14 protein-coding genes are annotated in these 16,141 nt (G+C 63.5%); 8 read left to right on the top strand and 6 right to left on the bottom strand.

All coding sequences use genetic code 11. The features are described from left to right. Window positions 1–8: 8 nt before the first annotated feature. Entirely contained in the window at window positions 9–581 is a 573-nt protein-coding gene (locus tag BEK68_RS09805; RefSeq protein ID WP_004631035.1) for a flavodoxin family protein, read from the top strand. Between the two features lie 186 nt (window positions 582–767). Here the strand turns inward: BEK68_RS09805 and BEK68_RS09800 are convergent, their stop codons facing one another. Continuing rightward, on the bottom strand, window positions 768–1,616 hold the full coding sequence (locus BEK68_RS09800; RefSeq protein WP_024542212.1) for a sulfurtransferase: 849 nt from the start codon (window positions 1,614–1,616) through the stop codon (window positions 768–770). Window positions 1,617–1,766: 150 nt separating this feature from the next. On the opposite strand from BEK68_RS09800, the gene dnaE reads away from it, so the two are divergent. From dnaE to BEK68_RS09775, 5 genes are all read left to right on the top strand, one after another. Then, on the top strand, window positions 1,767–5,285 hold the full coding sequence (gene dnaE, locus BEK68_RS09795; RefSeq protein WP_009241146.1) for a DNA polymerase III subunit alpha: 3,519 nt from the start codon (window positions 1,767–1,769) through the stop codon (window positions 5,283–5,285). Window positions 5,286–5,368: 83 nt separating this feature from the next. Continuing rightward, entirely contained in the window at window positions 5,369–6,436 is a 1,068-nt protein-coding gene (locus BEK68_RS09790) for a glycosyltransferase family 4 protein (protein ID WP_009241145.1), read from the top strand. 227 nt (window positions 6,437–6,663) lie between these two features. After that, entirely contained in the window at window positions 6,664–7,713 is a 1,050-nt protein-coding gene (locus BEK68_RS09785) for an O-antigen ligase family protein (RefSeq protein ID WP_232295858.1), read from the top strand. A gap of 12 nt (window positions 7,714–7,725) precedes the next feature. Beyond that, entirely contained in the window at window positions 7,726–8,499 is a 774-nt protein-coding gene (locus BEK68_RS09780) for a glycosyltransferase family 2 protein (RefSeq protein ID WP_009241143.1), read from the top strand. Further along, window positions 8,486–9,328, top strand: a complete 843-nt coding sequence (locus BEK68_RS09775; RefSeq protein ID WP_009241142.1) for a glycosyltransferase family 2 protein — start codon at window positions 8,486–8,488, stop codon at window positions 9,326–9,328. Before BEK68_RS09780 ends, BEK68_RS09775 begins: the two co-directional genes overlap by 14 nt. A gap of 15 nt (window positions 9,329–9,343) precedes the next feature. Here BEK68_RS09775 and BEK68_RS09770 read toward each other — a convergent pair whose 3' ends face one another. After that, complete coding sequence (locus BEK68_RS09770; RefSeq protein ID WP_009241141.1) at window positions 9,344–10,126, bottom strand: glycosyltransferase family 25 protein; 783 nt, start codon at window positions 10,124–10,126, stop codon at window positions 9,344–9,346. 232 nt (window positions 10,127–10,358) lie between these two features. On the opposite strand from BEK68_RS09770, the gene msbA reads away from it, so the two are divergent. Together msbA and BEK68_RS09760 are read left to right on the top strand one after the other, a co-directional pair. Then, on the top strand, window positions 10,359–12,083 hold the full coding sequence (gene msbA / locus BEK68_RS09765; RefSeq protein WP_009241140.1) for a lipid A export permease/ATP-binding protein MsbA: 1,725 nt from the start codon (window positions 10,359–10,361) through the stop codon (window positions 12,081–12,083). 51 nt (window positions 12,084–12,134) lie between these two features. Then, window positions 12,135–12,734 (top strand): peroxidase-related enzyme, encoded by a 600-nt coding sequence (locus BEK68_RS09760; protein ID WP_009241139.1) that lies wholly within the window; start codon window positions 12,135–12,137, stop codon window positions 12,732–12,734. 26 nt (window positions 12,735–12,760) lie between these two features. Here BEK68_RS09760 and rng read toward each other — a convergent pair whose 3' ends face one another. The 4 genes from rng to rsfS all read right to left on the bottom strand — a co-directional run bounded on the left by rng (window position 12,761) and on the right by rsfS (window position 16,100). Continuing rightward, window positions 12,761–14,230 carry a ribonuclease G gene (gene rng, locus BEK68_RS09755; RefSeq protein WP_009241138.1) on the bottom strand — a complete coding sequence of 490 codons (1,470 nt, stop codon included), beginning with the start codon at window positions 14,228–14,230 and terminating at the stop codon, window positions 12,761–12,763. A gap of 140 nt (window positions 14,231–14,370) precedes the next feature. After that, window positions 14,371–14,994, bottom strand: coding sequence for a Maf family protein (locus tag BEK68_RS09750; protein WP_004631024.1), 624 nt, complete (start codon window positions 14,992–14,994; stop codon window positions 14,371–14,373). Beyond that, complete coding sequence (gene rlmH / locus BEK68_RS09745) at window positions 14,991–15,461, bottom strand: 23S rRNA (pseudouridine(1915)-N(3))-methyltransferase RlmH (RefSeq protein ID WP_004631023.1); 471 nt, start codon at window positions 15,459–15,461, stop codon at window positions 14,991–14,993. Before rlmH ends, BEK68_RS09750 begins: the two co-directional genes overlap by 4 nt. 21 nt (window positions 15,462–15,482) lie before the next feature. Continuing rightward, a complete protein-coding gene (gene rsfS / locus BEK68_RS09740) occupies window positions 15,483–16,100 on the bottom strand; it encodes a ribosome silencing factor (protein WP_004631022.1) in 618 nt (205 codons plus the stop codon). Window positions 16,101–16,141 lie beyond the last annotated feature (41 nt).

Raw genomic sequence — 16,141 nt, 5'->3', positions numbered from 1 at the left:
GGATTCCCATGGCACGAGTTGCAGTCGTTTATCACAGCGGTTATGGCCACACCAAGAAGCAAGCCGAGGCCGTGTTTGCAGGCGTGCAAGGCGCCGGCGCGGAAGCACATCTGATTTCGGTGACAGACGTCAATGACGACACGTGGGCCCTGCTGGCCGGCGTCGACACGATCGTCTTTGGTGCGCCGACCTACATGGGCGGCGTTTCGGGCGACTTCAAGAAATTTGCCGATGCGTCGTCCAAGGCATGGTTCACCGGCGCATGGAAGGACAAGATCGCCGCGGGGTTCACGAATTCCGCGTCGATGAACGGCGACAAGTACGCGTCGATCCAGTACCTGTGGACGCTGTCGCAGCAGCACGGAATGATCTGGGTCGGCACGGGCATGATGCCGGCCAACAGCAAAGCCGCCACGCGCAACGACGTGAACTACCTGGCGGGTTTTGGCGGCGCGCTGGCGCAATCGCCGTCGGATGCGAGCCCCGAGGAAGGTCCGCTGCCGGGCGACCTGGAAACCGCCAAGCTGTTCGGCGAGCGCATTGTTGCGATCACGAACCAGTTTGTGCGCGGCCGTCAGTAAACCGGATCGCTCAAAGAAAAACGCCGGCATGTCCGGCGTTTTTTTGCTGGCACGCAATGAAGGATCAGAACCGCGTGCCCGCTCCGCAGAAGACGCCGCGGTTCGATCCGCCCTCGCAGTTCGTCGCCCAACCTCCCAATGCTGCAAGGCAAAGCGCGCTGACGAGGAGGAGGGCGGCGAGGCGCTTCATGCGGCGGCGCGCGTTTGGTTGCCTGCGCAATGCGGACAGCGCTGGCCGGGGATGTACTCGGCGGACTGCTGTTCTTCCGGCGTGACAACGGCGCGGCAGGCGAAGCACTGCTTCGGCCCTGCTGGCTGCAGTTCGGCATTGAGAGCGGTGCGGTGGTCGAACACGAAGCAATCGCCGTCGTAATGGGCGCCGCCCACTTCCTCGAAATACTTCAGGATGCCGCCTTCGAGTTGATAGACGCGCTCGACACCGATCTCCTGCATGTGGATCGCCGCCTTTTCGCAGCGGATGCCGCCGGTACAGAACGACACGACCGTCTTGCCGGCAAAGTCGTCCTTGTGCGCGGCAATGGCGGGAGGAAACTCGGTGAATTTCTTGAGGTTGTATTCGACGACGTTCTTGAACGTGCCGACGGCAACCTCATAGTCATTGCGCGTGTCGAGCATCACCACGGGGCGGCCCTCGTCGTCGTGGCCCTGGTCGAGCCACCGCTTCAGGTCGGGCGGCGCGACCGACGGCGCGCGGCCGTCTTCCGGCCGGATCAGCGGGTGGCGCATGGTGATGATTTCTTTCTTCATGCGCACCAGCAGGCGGCGGAACGGCTGGTGGTCGGACAGGCTTTCCTTCGGTGCGAGGTCAGCAAAACGGGCGTCGGCGCGCAGCCAGCCGACGATGCCGTCAATGGCCTCGCGCGAGCCGGCCAGGAAGATGTTGATGCCCTCGGGCGCCAGCAGCACGGTGCCCTTCAGCTCGCGCGCCTGGCACTCGGCCAGCAGGGCGGGGCGCAAGGTCTCGCGGTCATCGAGGGTGACGAATTTGTAAGCGGAAATATTGACGATCTGCATGTGCTGCCGCGCCATTTTCTGGCGCCTTGGGTAACCCGTTGATTCGTAAGCCGAAATTATAGCCGCCCGCGCAGCCGTGCGGGGTTGCTCCGGGTCAATCGGGCACGCCCGGAATGCTTTGCGGAAGGTGTCACCCGTTACAATACGCGGATGAATTCGCCGCGCTTCGTCCACCTCCGTCTCCACTCCGAATATTCCGTCGTCGATGGCAATGTCCGTCTCGACGATGCCGTCAAGGCTGCCGCCAAAGATGGCATGGGCGCCTTGGCGCTGACCGATCTCGCCAATGCCTTCGGGCTGGTGCGCTTCTACAAGGAGGCGCGCGGCAAGGGCGTGAAGCCCATCGTCGGAGCCGACGTGTGGATCACCAATCACGACGAGCGCGACAAGCCGACGCGCCTGCTGTTGCTGGTGCGTGACAAGCAGGGTTACCTGAACCTGTGCCAGTTGCTGGCCCGCGCTTGGCTCTCCAACCAACATCGCGGCCGCGCGGAAATCGCGCCCGAGTGGTTCGACGAGCCGGGCGTTGAGAACGCGCCGCTGGCCACCGGTCTGCTGGCGCTCTCGGGCGCCATGGCGGGCGATATCGGCATGACGCTGGCCAATGGAAACGATGCGCTGGCGCGCAAGCTCGCGACGAACTGGTCGCGCGTGTTTCCGGGCGCTTTCTACATCGAACTGCAGCGCGCCGGGCACGCCGGTACCGAGGCCTATATTCAGCAGGCCGTGAAGCTGGCCTCGGCCATGCAGTTGCCGGTGGTGGCCACGCATCCGGTGCAGTTCATGACGCCGGACGATTTCACGGCCCACGAAGCGCGCACCTGCATTGCAGAGGGCGAACTGCTTGCCAATCCGCGCCGCGCCCGTCGTTTCACGACCGAACAGTATTTCAAGACGCAGGACGAGATGTGCGCGCTGTTTGCCGACATCCCGTCCGCGCTGGCCAACTCGGTGCAGATCGCGCAGCGCTGCAACCTCAAGCTGGAACTGGGCAAGCCCAAGCTGCCGCTGTTCCCGACGCCCGATGGCATGTCGCTGGATGACTACCTCGTCCAGCTCGCCAAGGAAGGGCTGGAAAAGCGCATGGAAGTGCTGTTTCCCGACGAGGCGGTGCGCGAATCCAAGCGCGCTGAGTACTACGCCCGCCTGGAGTTCGAGACCGGCACCATCATCAAGATGGGCTTCCCCGGCTATTTCCTCATCGTTGCGGACTTCATCAACTGGGCGAAGAACAATGGCGTGCCAGTGGGGCCGGGCCGGGGTTCGGGCGCCGGCTCTCTGGTGGCGTACGCGCTGGGTATTACCGATCTGGACCCGCTCAAATACAACCTGCTGTTCGAGCGTTTCCTGAATCCGGAACGTGTGTCGATGCCCGACTTCGACATCGATTTCTGCCAGCACGGCCGCGACCGCGTCATCCAGTACGTGAAGGAAAAGTACGGCAAGGACGCCGTCTCGCAGATCGCCACCTTCGGCACCATGGCCGCCAAGGCCGCGGTGCGCGACGTGGGCCGCGTGCTCGATCTCGGCTACAACTTCGTTGATGGCGTGGCCAAGCTGATCCCGTTCAAGCCGGGCAAGCTCGTCACACTGGAAGAAGCCAAGAAGGAAGAGCCGCTGCTGGCCGAGCGCGAAGCCAACGAAGAAGAGGTCAAGCAGCTCCTGGAACTCGCCCAACGCGTAGAAGGCATGACGCGTAACGTCGGCATGCACGCGGGCGGTGTGCTGATCGCCCCGGGCAAGTTGACCGACTTCTGCCCGCTCTACACGCAAGGCGGTGAAGATGCCGGCGTCGTCAGTCAGTACGACAAAGATGATGTGGAAGCTGTCGGCCTGGTCAAGTTCGACTTCTTGGGCCTGACCACACTCACGATCCTTGACTGGGCCGAGCGCTACATCCGCATGCTCGATCCGTCCAAGGCGGATTGGAACTGCAGCCACATTCCGCTGACGGACAAGAAGGCGTTCGACATCCTGAAGACGGCCAACACGGTCGCCGTGTTCCAGCTGGAAAGCCGCGGCATGCAGGGCATGCTGAAGGACGCCAAGCCTGACCGCTTTGAGGACATCATCGCCCTCGTGGCGCTGTATCGCCCGGGCCCGATGGACCTGATCCCCAGCTTCTGCGCACGTAAGCACGGCCGCGAGAAGGTGGAGTACCCCGATCCGCGCGTCGAGCCGGTGCTCAAGGAGACCTACGGCATCATGGTCTACCAGGAGCAGGTGATGCAGATGGCGCAGATCGTGGGCGGTTACTCGCTCGGCGGCGCCGACTTGCTGCGCCGAGCGATGGGTAAGAAGAAGGCCGAAGAAATGGCCGAGCACCGCGCGCTGTTCCGTGCGGGCGCAGCCAAGGACGGGCTCTCCACCGAAAAGGCCGATGAAATCTTCGACCTGATGGAGAAGTTCGCGGGCTACGGCTTCAACAAGTCGCACGCGGCCGCGTATGCGCTGCTGGCGTATTACACGGCGTGGCTCAAGGCGCATCACCCGGCCGAATTCATGGCAGCCAACATGTCGCTGGCCATGGACGACACCGACAAGGTGAAGATCCTCTACGACGATGCCCGAGGCAAGAACGGACTGACCGTGCTGCCGCCGGATATCAACGCAAGCCAGTATCGTTTTGCACCGACCGACGCCAAGACCATCCGCTACGGCCTGGGCGGCGTGAAGGGCAGCGGCCAGGGCGCGATTGAGGACATCCTGCGGGCACGCGAAGACGGCCCGTTCAAGGACTTGTTTGACTTCTGCGAACGCGTCGACCGCCGCCAGGTCAATCGCCGCACGATCGAAGCGCTGGTGCGCGCCGGCGCCTTCGACAGCCTCAACGCCAACCGCGCGCAGCTGCTCGCTTCGATCGGCTTGGCCATGGAAGCCGCAGAGCAGAAGGCAGCCGCTGCCAACCAGGTGTCGCTGTTCGATCTGATGAGCGGCGACGATGCCGAGCAGCATCGCCCTGAACTCGTCGACGAACCGGCCTGGACCACCAAGCGCAAGCTGCAGGAAGAAAAGCAGGCGCTGGGTTTTTACCTTTCTGGTCACCTGTTCGATGAATGCCGTGACGAGGTGCGCCGCTTCGCACGCACGACGCTGGCCGATCTGGCGCGCGAAGTGACCGACAAGGGCAACGGGGGCGGCTACGGCAACCGCGATGCGCGCAACAAGACCGTGGCCGGCGTGATCGTAGGCCAGCGCACCCAGATGACGCAGCGCGGCAAGATGCTGATCGTGATGCTCGACGACGGCTCCGCCAGCGAAGCCACCGAGGTGACGGTCTTCAACGAAGTTTTCGAGGCCAACCGCGCGCTGTTCAAGGAAGACGAAGTGCTGATCGTTCAGGGCAGCGCCCGCCATGACATGTTCACTGGCGGCGTGCGCGTGACAGCCGAGTCGGTCATGGACATGACGCAGGCGCGCGCCAAGTTCGCGCGGGCGATCCGGCTGTCGATGAATGGCGATTCAACGGCGGCCAAGCTGCGTGATCTGCTCTCGCCGCATGTGGCGGCCGATGGCAATGGCGTCTCGGTACGCATCAACTACGTTTGTGAGCAGGCACGCTGCGAAGCGGTGCTCGGCGATGCGTGGCGCATTGTTCCGAGCGAAGCGGCGATCGCCGCGCTGCGTCAGGCGCTCAATGCCGAGAACGTGGCAACGGTGTACGAGTAGTTCGAAGATGGCGCGGGGGGCGCCATCGCCGGGCGTAGGCTCGGCACGACTGCGGTCTCAATACGATTATTACTAAAGCATCCATGAACGTCGGAATCTCGTGCAACGCGCTGGGCTACAGCGGTGGCAGCGAGCGCTACGCGATGGACCTGGTGCGCGGCCTGCATGAGCGCGCCATCCGTCCCGTGTTCTTCGCCAAGATGGTGGACAAGGCGCTTCCTGAATATCGCCAGGTCAAGGCTGTTGCATTGCCAACGCGCAAGCTGCCCGGCAAATTGAATGACCACGCGTTCGGCTGGCTCGTGCGCCATCTGGCCAAGCGCGAGCACATCGATCTGATGATCGGCTGCAATCGCACGGGCGCTTCGGATATCGCTATTTGTGGCGGCACGCACGTCGGCTATCTCAAGAGCTTTTCAAAAAAGGCGGCCTTCTGGGATCGCCAGCAGATCGCGCTGGAGCGCCGAGACTATGTGCGCTCGCACGTCGTCGTTGCGCACTCGCGACTGATGGCGCAGGAAGTGCTCGACTACTACGACATTCCCGCTGCCAAGGTAAAGACGGTGTACCCCCCGGTGAGTGAGACGAAGTTCTCGCCGGTGGATGACGCAGAGCGCCAGCGCCTGCGCGATGAGCTTGGCTTCGCGAAGGATCGGGTCACGTTTGTGTTCCCGTCGTCGAGCCACAAGCGCAAGGGCTATCCGCTGCTGGAGGCGTTCTTCTCCAAGACGGATCTGCCGGTGCAACTGGTGGTCATCGGGCGCCCGGTGTCCTCGTCCTCGCCCAACATCCGCTACCTGGGATACCGCAAGGACATCGAGAACGTCTACCGCGCAGCGGACTACACGATCCTCGCTTCGCACTACGAGCCGTTCGGGCTGATTGGGGTGGAGTCCGTGCTGTGCGGCACGCCTGCCGTACTGGCAGCCAATATCGCTTGCACCGAGGTGATCTCGGTCGAAGGAGCACCCACCTTCGACCTGGATGATCCAGCCACGCTGGCGCGCACGATTGAGGCAGCTGTTGCCCGTGCGCAGGCTGGGCAGGCGCGCTTGGCGAATCCGCGTGAGCACCTGCGCTATGACCCGAGCATCGCTGCGCACATCGACGCGCTCCTGGCGCTTGCACCTGGCGCGGGGACGTTGCGATGAGCAGCTTGATGCAACGAGGCCGGACGCTGATAGCAAGCGCACCGGCGGCGCTGACCGTGTTTGGAATCGCCATCCTCCCGGCTTTCATGCTGTCTGTGCGCGGCGCTGCCTTCCTGTCGTTTTCGCTGCTGCTGGTCGCCGCGTTCGGGTGGATGCTGTCCGCGCCTGCGGCGGTCATGAGCCGACTGCGAGCGATGTGGCGTGAACATCGTTGGTTGATTGTGGCGATGGCGGCCATGCCGACCGCGATGCTGATCAGTGCGCAGTTGAACCCTGCCGCGCCGCGCAATGTGCCGTTTGCCTATGGGCGGCTCTGGCTGTTCGGCTTGGCGCTGTTTGCGCTGTTGCAATTGCGGCCTAAGCAGTTGGAGAGCGTGCAGTGGGGCTGCGTTGCGGGCGCGCTTGCCTCAGCTGTGTGGGCTTATCTCGAATTGCGGGCGGGACGAGTTGGCATGGTCGGGGCGTTCTCCAATGCCATTCCGTTTGGCAACCTTTCGCTTCTGATGGCGTTGTTCGCCCTCATGTCAATTGGTTGGACGGAAGATGACGGCTGGGCCCTGATTGCGCTGCGTCTGTTAGCTGGCTGTGCCGGGCTCTATGCATCGTATCTGTCGCAGGCGCGGGGCGGATGGATTGCAATCCCCGTACTGCTGTTGATCGCCGTGGCGACGCTGCGGCATGTGAGCTGGAAAAAGCGATTGACGGCCTTGTTGCTGTTCTTCGTGTTCCTGATTGCCGTATGCGTATCGTCCAGTGTGGTCCGTACCCGCTTCGACCAGGCCATGGAAGACATCCACGCCTATCAGGCCGGCCAGACCAACACGTCAGTTGGCATCCGTTTCCAGCTGTGGAAAGCCGCCACGCTGATGTTGACGCGCCACCCATTAGCCGGGGTGGGGCGAGGCCAATTCGGGCCCGCTCTCAAGGCGATTCACGCCGAGGGCCTGATCACGCAGGAAGCGACGGCCTTCGAGCATGCCCACAATGAGTTTCTATACAATGGCGCCACGCTTGGCGTGCTGGGCATCGGCGCATTGCTGGCGTTGTACCTGGTGCCCGCCGCCTACTTTCTGCGCGCCGCGCTGTGCGACGACCGCGTCTTGCGGACGACGGGCGCGATGGGTCTCACGCTCTGTGTCGGCTTTCTACTGTTTGGGCTGACCGAAGTGATGCTGATCATCGCGCAGACCGTCGTGTTCTATAGCGTGATGGTGGCCGTGTTCACCGCGCATATTCACCGGCGCCGGCAGCAGCTTGGCGCCGCTCCTGTTTTCTGAGACTGTTTTCGCATGCCTGCATCCAATCGAGCCACGCTCGCCGTCATCATCGTCGCCAAGAACGAAGCCGCCGATATCGGCGACTGCATCCGCTCGGTGCGCGACTGGGCGGATGATGTCATCGTCTTCGACTCGGGCAGCACGGACGGCACGCAGGACATCTGTCGCCAACTCGGTGCGCGCGTGTTCGAGACCGACTGGCCCGGCTACGGCGAGCAGTCCAACCGCGCGTTGCGCGAAGCCCGCACTGACTGGGTGCTCTCACTGGATGCCGACGAGCGCATCAGTCCCGAGTTGCGGGCCGAGATGATCGCCGTACTGGAATCGGGCAGTCCGCACACTGTCTACTCCATGCCGCGCAGCTCGAGTTTTTGTGGCCGCTTCATGAAGCATTCGGGCTGGTGGCCGGACCGCATTCGTCGCTTCTTCAAGCGCGAGCAGGTGACGTTCTTCGATGCGCCGGTGCACTCGCACCTTGTCTTCGAGGGTACGGTGGGCGATTTCCGCGCCCCGATCATCCATTATTCGATTCCCGACCTGAAGGCTGCGCTCGACAAGGCCAACGATTATTCGACCGCAGGTGCGGCCGCGGCTTATGCCAAGGGCAAGCGCGCGTCGTTGGGCAGTGCCATCGGCCACGGGCTATGGGCATTCATCCGTACGTACATCATCCAGCGGGGTTTCCTCGATGGCGCCGAGGGCTTCATGCTGGCCGTGTCGAACGCCGAGGGCACGTATTACCGCTACGTCAAGCTGATGATGCTGCATCGTTATGGCAAGCTCTGAGTCGCCGCGTCGCATCGCCCTCATCGTTACGACGTATAACCGCCCGGACGCGCTGGTTCGCGTACTGGCCGGCTGCAGCGCACAGACCGATCGCGCATTCGATGTCATCGTCGCCGACGACGGTTCGCGCGATGACACACGCTTTGCCATCGAAGCCGCCGCCAAGACCGCGCCGTATCCGCTGCGCCATGTCTGGCATCCCGACGACGGCTTCCGTGCCGGTGAGATCCGCAACCGCGGCGTGCTGGCGACGGACGCCGACTACCTCGTTTTTCTCGATGGCGATTGCGTGCCGCGTCCGGATTTTGTGGCGCGGCACCGCGCATTGGCCGAGCGGGGGCGCCTGCTGTCCGGCAGCCGCATCCTGCTGAATGAGGCGATGACGCGCGAGGTCGTCGCCCAGCAGATCGACATCCACCTGAAGGATCGCGCGTATTGGTTTGCCGCCTGGCGCGCCGGCCGCGTCAACAAATTCGTGCCGCTATTGGTGCCGGGCTTACCGGTGCCGCGTACCCTCAAGGACACCAGCCTGCGCGGCATCAAGAGCTGCAACCTTGGCGTGTGGCGCAGCGATTTCGAGCGCGTGAACGGTTTCGATCAGAGCTTCGTCGGATGGGGCCATGAAGACGCCGATCTGGCGGTTCGCCTTTATAACGCCGGCGTGCGGCGCAAGCGCGGTTTTTGCGCGACCGAAGTCTTCCACCTATGGCATCGCGAGCAATCGCGCGAGCAGGAAAGCCCCAACTATCAACGCATGATGGCTCGGCGCAATACCGACATCATCCGCGCAGACGTCGGGCTTGCAGAACTGCGAGAGCAGGGCGCCTGAACGAGCGCCGTCTGCTCACCAGGTCTTCTTCTGCTTAACGATGCCGAGAAACGGCCGCACGAAAATCTGATAGAGGAACTTGCGCACGAAGATCTGGCGCAGATGATGGCCGAGCCCCAGGCGGTCGTCGGCTTCGCGGCTTTTGATGGCGCGATCGGCTTCCAGGTTTGAGCCGCTATCGAAGTCCTGCACGCCAATCACATAAGGTACGACCGCACGCATCTGCACGATGCCTTCGCGCTCAAACTTGTACCAATAGTCTGCGGCCAGCCACACGGGATAGAGCTGCTCGACCATGCGCTTGGCCGCGGCGCGCGTGACGAAATAACCATGCGCGAGCCACTGGTAGTTGGCAAGTTTGACCGTGCGGTGGTCCGCTGTCAGCGGTCGCGCGCTGCGCTTGTAGTAACGGTCGATGTGCGTGAGCAGCGTGACGACGGGTTCGTCGGGTGACACGCTCTGTGCCAGCGCGTCGAGCACGGCGGGCACATCCGGCCCGAGTTTCGCGTCGTCTTCCAGAATGAGCGCGTAGGGCAGGTTCTGCTCGATCATTGCCCGGTAGACGCCGAGGTGGCTCAGCGCGCAGCCGACTTCGCCGACGGTCAATTCGCGGCTTTGGCTCGTAGCGCGTGCATGGTCATAGTGGCGCGCAAGTTCGTCGGCGGGAAGTGTCTTGCCGTACACACCGGGGAAGCGTTGATGCGGCAGGCCCAACGCATCGAGTTGTCGTTCCAGGGCCTCGCGGCGCCCGGCGTCGTGGTCGAGATTGATGAAAAACGTGGGAACGCGCGAACTCATTGCGGAAGCGTCAGGTGATGCGTCGGCCAGTCTGGACCGGGCATTGCGCAGCAGGATGGGCCGGGTGGTGGATTGCCGCTAAAATGCCGGGTCGCCCGTCTGTCGGATGACAGCCGCTGCAACGCACTTTATGGCGGCCATGCGATCGCCATGCGACGCAAGCTGCCCACCCTCATTTGAAAACGCCGTGAGTATACAAGCAAAGTCTGATCACCCAGCGCCCGCCAAGCCGATGCTCAAGCGGTTGTGGGGCTACCTTCGCCCCGAATTGACCGCCTTCATCCTGGCAATGGTCGCCATGGGTGTGGTGGCGGCCACGGAGGGGATCATCCCCAAGGTCGTGAAGGATCTGCTGGATCAGGGTTTCGGCGGTGAGTACGCCGGCAAGCTGTGGCAGGTGCCGGCCATGCTGGTGGGTATTGCGGTGGTGCGCGGCATCGCGCAATTTGCGTCGACGTATCTGTTGAGCCTCGTATCGAACAAGGTGCTGCTGAATCTGCGGATGAAGATGTTCGAGCGCCTGCTGCAGGCGCCGGCCTCGTACTATCAGCGCAATACGGCCGCGTCGATCATCAACGCGGTCATCTTTGAAGTGAACCAGGTGCTGCAGGTGCTGACCGGCGTGTTCATCACGCTGGTGCGCGACTCGATGACGGTGCTGGCGCTGCTGATCTTCCTCTTCTATACCAACTGGCGTCTGACGCTGGTGGTGGCGGTGATCCTGCCGATCATCGGGCTGCTGATGTCGCGTATCAACCGCCGCCTGCGCTCGCTCAACCGCGAAAGCCAGAACTTGACCAACCAGGCCGCCTATGTGGTCGAAGAGGCCGTGGGCGGCTACAAGGTCGTCAAGCTGCATGGCGGCGAGGCGTATGAATCGCTGCGCTTCAATGCCATGACGAACCGCCTCCGTGGTTACGCCATGCGCGTGGCCGTGGCCGGCGGCCTGAACCAGCCGGTGACGCAGTTCCTGGCAGCGCTGGCGCTGTCTGTCATCCTGGCCATTGCCATGATGCAGGCGCAGGCCAATCAGACCACGGTCGGCGGCTTTACCGGCTTTGTGATGGCGATGCTGCTGCTGATCTCGCCGCTCAAGCACTTGACCGACGTGAATCAGCCGCTGCAGCGCGGCCTGACCGCCGCCGAATTCATCTTTGGCCTGATCGACACGCCGATCGAACCGCAAGAAGGCGGCAAGAAGATCGATCGTGCCCGGGGCGATGTCCGCTTCGACAACGTCACGTTCCGCTATGGGGAAGATGGCCGGGCGGCGCTCGATAATGTCAACCTGCACGTCAAGCCGGGCGAGGTCGTTGCGCTGGTCGGGCCATCTGGCAGCGGCAAGACCACGCTGGTGAACCTGCTGCCGCGCTTCTTCGATCCGACCTCGGGCACGATCTCGCTCGACGGCGATGCGCTGGCGGATTTGGCGCTGCACGACCTGCGCCGGCAGATCGCCTTCGTGAGCCAGGATGTGGTGCTGTTCAATGACACCATCGCCGCCAACGTGGCCTATGGCGCGCGCGACGCCTCCGAGATCGACATGGCCCGCGTGCGCCGTGCACTCGAAGCGGCTTACCTGACCGATGTGGTGGACAACCTGCCCGAGGGCATCGATACCAATGTTGGCGACAACGGCTCGAAGCTGTCCGGTGGGCAGCGCCAGCGCCTGGCGATTGCACGTGCGATCTACAAGGACGCGCCGATCCTGATCCTGGACGAAGCGACGTCCGCGCTGGATTCGGAGTCCGAACGCCAGGTGCAGGCCGCGCTCGAACGGCTGATGGAGGGCCGGACGACGCTGGTGATCGCGCACCGCCTGTCGACCATCGAAAATGCCGATCGGATCATCGTGCTCGAGCACGGCAAGATTGCCGAAGCCGGCACGCACCGCGAACTCATCGAGCGCGATGGGTTGTATGCTGGACTCCATCGCATCCAGTTCGCTACCCAGTAAGCCCTTCCTCTCGGGCGGCGTGCTCAGGATGCTCACATCAAAGGAGACATCGTGACGACCACCACGCCGCCCATCAGCCGGTTCCCCGTTCCTTCACTGGCCGACATTCCCGAAGACATCCGCGCGCGCATCCTGGAGGTGCAGGAGAAGAGCGGCTTTGTGCCGAACGTCTTCCTTGCGCTGTCGCATCGGCCCGACGAGTGCCGTGCCTTCTTCGCGTACCACGATGCGCTGATGCTGCGGGAAGGCAGCAGCCTCACCAAGGGCGAGCGCGAGATGATCGTCGTCGCCACCTCCGCTGCCAACCAGTGCCTGTATTGCGTGGTCGCGCACGGCGCCATCCTGCGCATTTACGAGAAGAATCCGCTGGTGGCCGACCAGGTGGCCGTCAATTACCGCAAGGCCGACATCACGCCGCGCCAGCGCGCCATGCTCGACTTTGCGATGAAGGTTTGCACCGCATCGCACACCGTCAACGACGCCGACTATGAAGCGCTGCGCGCGCACGGCTTCGATGATGAGGACATCTGGGACATCGCCGGCATCACCGCCTTCTTCGGCCTGTCGAATCGCATGGCGAATGTGATTTCGATGCGGCCGAACGAGGAGTTCTTCCTGCTAGGCCGTCTGCCGCGCGAGAAGAAGGCGTAGCCCAGCGCCGCTGGCCGGGTGTGGCGCTACATCAAGATGATGTCGTACTGCTCCTGGCTCGCCGCCGACGATTCCACCTGCAACGAAATCGGCTTGCCGATGAAATCCCCCAGCATCGCAAGGTGCTGGCTTTCTTCTTCCAGGAACAGGTCAATCACTGACTGCGACGCCAGGATGCGGAATTCGCGCGGATTGAACTGTCGCGACTCGCGCATGATCTCGCGCAGGATGTCGTAGCACACGGTGCGCGGTGTCTTGACCTGACCCTTGCCCTGGCACACCGGGCACTGCTCGCACAGCACGTGCGCAAGCGATTCCCGAGTGCGCTTGCGTGTCATCTCAACCAGCCCCAGCTGCGAGAAGCTGTTGACCGTGATGCGCGTGCGGTCGCGCGACAGCGCCTTGCGCAGTTCGGCGAGCACCGCATCGCGATGCTCGGCCGACTCCATGTCGATGAAGTCGATGATGATGATGCCGCCCAGATTGCGCAGCCGCAGTTGCCGCGCAATGGTGTGCGCGGCTTCCAGGTTGGTCTTGAAGATCGTGTCGTCGAAGTTGCGCGCGCCCACGTAGCCGCCGGTGTTGACGTCGATGGTCGTCATCGCCTCGGTCTGGTCGATCATCAGGTAGCCGCCCGATTTCAGGTCGACCCGGCGCGACAGCGCGCGCTCGACTTCCGCCTCGATGTTGTACAGGTCGAAGATTGGCCGTTCGCCGGTGTAATGCGTCAGGCGCTCGACCACGGCCGGCGTGTACTCCTGCGCAAACTCGACGAGCTTCTGATGGTTCTCGCGCGAATCGACCTGGATGCTGCGCGTTTCGTCCGTCACGAAATCGCGCAGCACGCGCTGGGCGAGGTTCAGGTCCTGGTACAGGATCGAGGGGGCGGGCAGGGTGGTTGCATTGTGGCGGATGGTCGCCCAGATCTTGCGCAGGTAAGCGACGTCGTTGGCGAGTTCTTCGTCGGTCGACTCTTCGGCGATCGTGCGCACGATGAAACCGCCGCGCTCATCGGTGGGCACCATGGCGGTCACGCGTGCGCGCAGCGCTTCACGCTCGGCCTCGTTGCCGATCTTCTGCGAGATGCCGATGTGCGGGTCTTGCGGGAGATAGACCAGCGTCCGGCCGGCAATGCTGACCTGCGTGGACAGCCGCGCCCCCTTGGTGCCAATCGGATCCTTGATGACCTGCACCATCAACGCCTGGCCTTCGAAGAGCGTCTTCTCGATGGCGACTTGCGGTGTGGGCGGCGCGTCCTTCGCGTCGCGCGGGTGCCAAATGTCAGCCACATGCAAGAACGCCGCACGCTCCAGCCCGATATCGATAAAGGCCGACTGCATGCCAGGCAGCACGCGCACCACCTTGCCAAGGTAAATGTTGCCGACCAGGCCGCGCGTCAGCGTGCGCTCGATGTGAAGCTCCTGAACGGCGGCTTGCTGGACGATAGCCACGCGCGTTTCTTGCGGCGTGATATTGACGAGAATGTCTTCGGACATGGAGAGGTACCAGGAGAGCGGGTTTCAGCACCCGCCTCTGGGCCGGACAGGGTTGCCCGAAGCGTGTCTTGAAACCGGCCCTCGCACGCTGTCCGGCGCGTGCATCGGGGCCGGTCAGAGAGCGCGAGTTACAGCGTGATTCACAGCGTGATGCCCGCCTGTGCGAGCAGTGCGGCGGTCTCGAACAGGGGTAGACCCATGATACCCGAATAGCTTCCCGAAATATGGGCCACAAAGGCGGCTGCGCGCCCCTGGATGCCGTACGCGCCCGCCTTGCCAAAGGGCTCGCCGCTGGCGATGTAGCGGGCGATGTCGTTGTCCGTCAGCACGGCAAAGCGCACGTCCGAAACGGACAGCGCGTGCATCGGCGTGCCGTCGGCCTTGACGACGGTGACGGCGGTCAGCACGCGGTGTTCGCGCCCTGACATGCCGCGCAGCATGCGGTGGGCGTCGGCTGCGTCAGTAGGTTTGCCGAGGATCTCGCCGCCCAGGCACACCGTCGTGTCAGACGTGAGGATCGGCAAAGCGGGGAGGTTACGTGCAGTGCGGCGACGCACAGCTGCCTGAGCCTTCAATGCGCAGACACGTTGAACGTAGTCGTCGGGCGTCTCGCCGGGGAGCTCGGCTTCCAGCCCTTCCGCATCTTCATCGTCGCTGGCGAGCAGCAGCGCGAAGCGCGCGCCGATCTGGCGCAGCAGTTCCTGTCGGCGCGGGCTTTGCGAGGCGAGATAGAGGTGAGGCGCGCCGTGTGCATCCATGGTCATACGCGGTGGTACGGGTGGTTCTGCGTGATGCTCCATGCGCGGTAGAGTTGCTCGGCCAGCAGCACACGCACCATGCCGTGGGGCAGCGTCAGGCTCGACAGGCGGATCAGCGTACGGGCTTTTGCCTTGAGTGCCGGGTCCAGCCCATCCGCGCCGCCGATCACGAACGCGATATCACCACCTTCCTGTTGCCATCCGGTGAGCGATTCAGCCAGCGCGACGGTGGTGAGGTCCTTTCCGCGCTCATCCAGCGCGATCATGCGGCAGCCTTTGGGCAGCGCGGCTTCAATGCGCGCGGCTTCCAGCTGCATGACGGTGGCGGCGGTGCGGCTGCCCGAGCGTTGCTCGGGCTTGATCTCGCGCAGTTCGATGCGCAGTTCGGGCGGCATGCGCTTGGCATATTCAGAGAAGCCTTCCTCGATCCAGGACGGCATCTTGTGCCCGACGGCAACGATCAGCAACTGCATGGTGAGACGGTCTGCCAGACGTTACGCCGCGCGCTTCTTGGCTGGCGCGCGCTTGGTGGCCGTCTTTGCGGCCGTCTTCGTGGCGGGCTTGCCTGTGCCGGGTGCGCGCTTGGTGGCCGGCTTCCTGGGGGCGGTCTTGGCAGGAGCCTTCTTGGCCGGTGCGGCGGCCTTGGTCGGGCGCTCACCAGCCAGCTTCGGCTTGGTGGTCCGGCGCTTGGCGGGCGTGACCTCTTCGGCCTCGTCTTCCTCGTCGTCGTAACCTTCACTGGCCTTGGGCAGGCCGCGCTTGCCGGTGCCGCCGAGTTCGATGCGCACCGGCTTGTCACCCCAGATCTCTTCGAGGTTGTAGTACAGGCGCAGCTGCGGCTGCATGATGTGGACCACGGCGTCGCCGCAGTCGACCAGCACCCATTCGCCCACGTCTTCGCCTTCCACGGCGATGATGTGGCCGCCGGCTTCCTTGACGGCGTCACGCACGGAGGCGGCGAGGGCCTTGGTCTGGCGGTTGGAGGTGCCGCTGGCAATGACCGTGCGGTCGAACAGTTCGGTCAGGTGCGTCGTATTGAAGACCTTGATGTCTTGCGCCTTGACGTCTTCGAGCGCGTCGACGATCACGCGTTGTAGTTTGCGAATATCCATACTGAGTGAGAAGAACGTTTAAAAGGCGAGAAAAAGGTCAA

Source organism: Ralstonia pickettii, from assembly GCF_001699815.1.
In the GTDB taxonomy this organism is placed as follows: Bacteria; Pseudomonadota; Gammaproteobacteria; order Burkholderiales; family Burkholderiaceae; genus Ralstonia; species Ralstonia thomasii.
This window is presented reverse-complemented; position numbering and strand designations above follow the sequence as displayed.

Coding starts and splice junctions, on each gene's coding strand:
- BEK68_RS09800 (WP_024542212.1), bottom strand. CDS start 1,616: ATGCAGATCGTCAATATTTCCGCTTACAAATTCGTCACCCTCGATGAC.
- BEK68_RS09785 (WP_232295858.1), top strand. CDS start 6,664: ATGGCGGCCATGCCGACCGCGATGCTGATCAGTGCGCAGTTGAACCCT.
- rng (WP_009241138.1), bottom strand. CDS start 14,230: ATGTCCGAAGACATTCTCGTCAATATCACGCCGCAAGAAACGCGCGTG.
- BEK68_RS09775 (WP_009241142.1), top strand. CDS start 8,486: ATGGCAAGCTCTGAGTCGCCGCGTCGCATCGCCCTCATCGTTACGACG.
- rlmH (WP_004631023.1), bottom strand. CDS start 15,461: ATGCAGTTGCTGATCGTTGCCGTCGGGCACAAGATGCCGTCCTGGATC.
- BEK68_RS09805 (WP_004631035.1), top strand. CDS start 9: ATGGCACGAGTTGCAGTCGTTTATCACAGCGGTTATGGCCACACCAAG.
- msbA (WP_009241140.1), top strand. CDS start 10,359: ATGCTCAAGCGGTTGTGGGGCTACCTTCGCCCCGAATTGACCGCCTTC.
- BEK68_RS09790 (WP_009241145.1), top strand. CDS start 5,369: ATGAACGTCGGAATCTCGTGCAACGCGCTGGGCTACAGCGGTGGCAGC.
- BEK68_RS09750 (WP_004631024.1), bottom strand. CDS start 14,994: ATGACCATGGATGCACACGGCGCGCCTCACCTCTATCTCGCCTCGCAA.
- BEK68_RS09770 (WP_009241141.1), bottom strand. CDS start 10,126: ATGAGTTCGCGCGTTCCCACGTTTTTCATCAATCTCGACCACGACGCC.
- rsfS (WP_004631022.1), bottom strand. CDS start 16,100: ATGGATATTCGCAAACTACAACGCGTGATCGTCGACGCGCTCGAAGAC.
- dnaE (WP_009241146.1), top strand. CDS start 1,767: ATGAATTCGCCGCGCTTCGTCCACCTCCGTCTCCACTCCGAATATTCC.
- BEK68_RS09780 (WP_009241143.1), top strand. CDS start 7,726: ATGCCTGCATCCAATCGAGCCACGCTCGCCGTCATCATCGTCGCCAAG.